The sequence below is a fragment of the Pseudarthrobacter sp. rb genome, from assembly GCF_056389225.1.
The window spans coordinates 7,894-11,063 of the sequence record NZ_JBWJAR010000027.1 but is presented as its reverse complement, the minus strand read 5'-3'; the positions used below and the strand labels follow the sequence as shown (position 1 = coordinate 11,063).

General features: G+C 65.0%; 3 protein-coding genes. 2 read left to right on the top strand and 1 reads right to left on the bottom strand.

Annotated elements, in window-relative coordinates:
* Positions 1-207: 207 nt before the first annotated feature.
* Positions 208-759 carry an AMIN-like domain-containing (lipo)protein gene (locus ACWRN3_RS21460; protein WP_476741862.1) on the top strand — a complete coding sequence of 184 codons (552 nt, stop codon included), beginning with the start codon at positions 208-210 and terminating at the stop codon, positions 757-759.
* Positions 760-829: 70 nt separating this feature from the next.
* Here ACWRN3_RS21460 and ACWRN3_RS21455 read toward each other — a convergent pair whose 3' ends face one another.
* A complete protein-coding gene (locus ACWRN3_RS21455; RefSeq protein ID WP_476741861.1) occupies positions 830-2,386 on the bottom strand; it encodes an APC family permease in 1,557 nt (518 codons plus the stop codon).
* Between the two features lie 221 nt (positions 2,387-2,607).
* Between ACWRN3_RS21455 and ACWRN3_RS21450 the strand changes: the two genes are divergently transcribed.
* Positions 2,608-3,087 carry a Dps family protein gene (locus ACWRN3_RS21450; protein ID WP_476741860.1) on the top strand — a complete coding sequence of 160 codons (480 nt, stop codon included), beginning with the start codon at positions 2,608-2,610 and terminating at the stop codon, positions 3,085-3,087.
* The last annotated feature ends 83 nt before the right edge of the window (positions 3,088-3,170 follow it).

Here is a 3,170-nt window from a genome sequence, read left to right as displayed (position 1 = left end):
CGCGCCTGCCTCGCCTATTTTCCCCTCGGGTTTGCCCCGCCCCCGCCCCCCCCCCCCGGGGGGCCCGGCGCTTCTTTGTCCTGTGTTGACCTGGCCTGGGCTGCTTAGTCCGGTGCCGCCGTCGTTATCAAAATGACCCCTCGTTTCCGCCCGCGAACGCTCCTACGCTGGAAGCATCCACTGGCCCTTATTTCGGGTGGCACAACAATGAAAAAGTTCTTCATCTGGCTGGCAGCCATCCTGCTGGCTGCAGGCATGGCTTTAGTGGTTCCGGGCGCCGCCTCGGCGACCACGTCGTACTGCGGACTCGCGTGGGGTTCGCTGATGAAGTCGGACGGCGCCATGAGCGGCGCGCCCGTAACCAATGTCCGGACCGGGCAGCACTATTGCTTTGACCGGCTGGTGGTTGACCTGGGCGGCACGCCGGCGCCCGGCTACACCGTCCGCTACGTCCCCCAGATCATCCAGGACGGCTCTGGGGCAGTGGTGCCAACGCGGGGCGGCGCCCGGCTGCAGGTCGTCGTCAAAGCGCCGGCCTATGACAACAACGGCCAGGCCACCTACACCCCCGCCGACAAGGCTGAGCTTTCCAACGTTTCGGGTTTCCAGACCTTCCGCCAGGTGGTCTGGGCCGGAAGCTTCGAGGGCCAGACCACCATCGGGCTGGGTGTCCGTGCCCGGCTCCCGTTCCGGGTGTTCACCCTTGACGGTCCGGGCTCCGGCTCCCGCCTGGTGGTCGACGTGGCGCACTATTGGTGAGCCACCCGTCGTCGTCAACACAAAAGGTGCCGTGCCCCCTGGCGGGGCACGGCACCTTTTGTGTTGGAGGTTATTCCGGAACGACCAGTGCGGGGGTGTCCTGCTTGAGGGTTTCACCGCGGAAGAAGCCCGGGTGCGTGCGGGACATGACCAGCATGACCGCGGCGCCCAGGGCCAGGATGCCGACGCCCAGGATGAACACCAGGCCCACGCCGAACACCTCGGAGCCGCTGCCAAACTCCGGGGCCAGGCTGTCCACGGCGGTCTGGACAAACACTACGAACAGGCCCACGCCGCCCACCACCGGGCATACCAGCCGCAGCACGAAGTGGCGCACGCTGTTGAACAGGCTGTGGCGGAAGTACCAGGTGCAGGCCAGGGCCGTGAGGCCGTAGTAGAAGCAGATCATCAGGCCCAGGGCCAGGATGGTGTCGTTCAGGACGTTCTCGCTGACCACGTGCATCACTGCGTAGAACCCCGCTGACATCACGCCGGCGGCGATGGTGGCGAAGCCCGGCGTCGCGAACTTCCTGCTCATGCGGCTGAAGGGCTCCGGCAGTGCGCCGTAGTGGGCCATGGCCAGCAGGCTGCGCGACGGCGACATGAAGGTTGACTGCAGGGACGCGGCGGAGCTGGAGAGCACGGCGAGGGACATCAGGATGGCGAACGGGCCCATGATGGGGGAGGCCAGTGCGGTAAAGATGTTTTCGTGGTTTTCGGCGTTGTTCAGGCCGTTGCCGGTATCGCCGACGCCGGCGAACATCATGGTGGCGATGCTGACCAGCAGGTAGATGGCCAGGACGATGACGGCGGTCAGGGTGCCTGCCACGCCGGCGGTCTTCTTGCCGTTGGCCGTTTCCTCGTTCACGGTGAGGCAGACGTCCCAGCCCCAGTACACGAAGATCGACAGGGAGATGCCGGCGGCAATCTGACCGAATGTCTCGATCTTGGTGACGTCGAACCACTCCCAGCTGAACGGGATGGCCGTTTCCGAGGTGGACCAGTTGGCAAAGGCCATCGCGACGAACAGGCCCAGCACCAGCAACTGGAAGCCCACCAGGCTGTACTGCACCAGCTTGGTGGTGTGCAGGCCGCGGTAGCTGACCCAGACGGCCAGCGCCACGAAGACGAAGCAGGTAATGACGTTCAGGGCTTTGTTGTCCGCCAGGTCCGCCAGTTCGGGGGAGCCGGTGAGCTGTGACAGGAAGAGGTAGAAGAAGTCGACGGCGACGCCGGCCAGGTTGGACAGCACGATGATGTTCGCTGCCAGCAGGCCCCACCCGCCCATCCAGCCCACCCACGGGCCAAAGGCCTTGGTGACCCAGGTGAAGGTGGTGCCGCTGTCCGGGGAATCGGCGTTGAGTTCCCGGTAGGCGAGCGATACCAGGATCATGGGGATGAACCCGATGAGGAAGATAACGGGCAGCTGAAGGCCGGCTTCATTGACGGTGGGCCCCAGTGCGCTGGTGAGGGTGTAGGCGGGGGCAATGGTTGAAATGCCCAGGACGACGACGGCCAGGAGCCCGAGCTGGCCGCCCTTGAGTCCCTTGGCACTGACGCCGTCCGCGGAAGGCGCGTGGGCGTGCGGACCGGGTTTGGCAGTACTGGTGCGGATTGTCTCTGTCATGGCACCACTTTCTGGAAGGCTGTGAGACGGAGGTCACTATATGAATGGCGTTCATTTAGTATGGGGGCGGCGGGCGTGTGATGCAAGACGCAATATGAATCACATTCGTTTATGACTCGTTTTCGAAATTAGTAAGCTCACTGAGAAATTTCCTTTGGCCCTGCCGCCACGCCGTCCACGGCTGGTAGCGTCTGCCGTACTGGACCAATTGAGGAGGATGCATGAAAGCTTCACCGACACTGACCAACAACCTGCAGGCTGTCCTGGCAGACCTGATCGAGCTCCACGTTCAGGGCAAGCAGGCGCACTGGAACATCGTGGGCACCAACTTCCGCGACCTCCACCTCCAGCTCGATGAGATCGTCGGCGCCGCCCGCCAGTTCGCCGACGACACCGCCGAGCGCATGCGTGCCCTGCACGCGCTCCCCGACGGCCGCAGCTCCACCGTGGCCGAGACCACCAGCCTGGCCCAGTTCCCCGACGGGCTCATCAGCACCGGGGATGCCATTGAGCGGATCGTCGCCGCCATGGAAGCTGCCGTTGGCACCATGCGTAAGGTCCACGACGAAGTGGATGAGGAAGACCCCACCTCCGCGGACCTCCTGCACGAGTTCATTGCCAGGCTGGAGCAGTTCGCCTGGATGGTGCAGGCAGAAAACATGAAGCCCACCGCCAAGGTCACGGCCGCCGACTCCAAGTAGCGGACATCCAGCAGGGCGTGCGGCGCCCGGGGTGGCCCCCCCCCCGGCCCCCTCCCCTTAAACCCCCCCCCCCCGCCCCGGGG

Bases quoted from the DNA above. Each gene is read 5' to 3' on its own strand.
- ACWRN3_RS21460 (WP_476741862.1), top strand. From the start codon at position 208: ATGAAAAAGTTCTTCATCTGGCTGGCAGCCATCCTGCTGGCTGCAGGC.
- ACWRN3_RS21455 (WP_476741861.1), bottom strand. From the start codon at position 2,386: ATGACAGAGACAATCCGCACCAGTACTGCCAAACCCGGTCCGCACGCC.
- ACWRN3_RS21450 (WP_476741860.1), top strand. From the start codon at position 2,608: ATGAAAGCTTCACCGACACTGACCAACAACCTGCAGGCTGTCCTGGCA.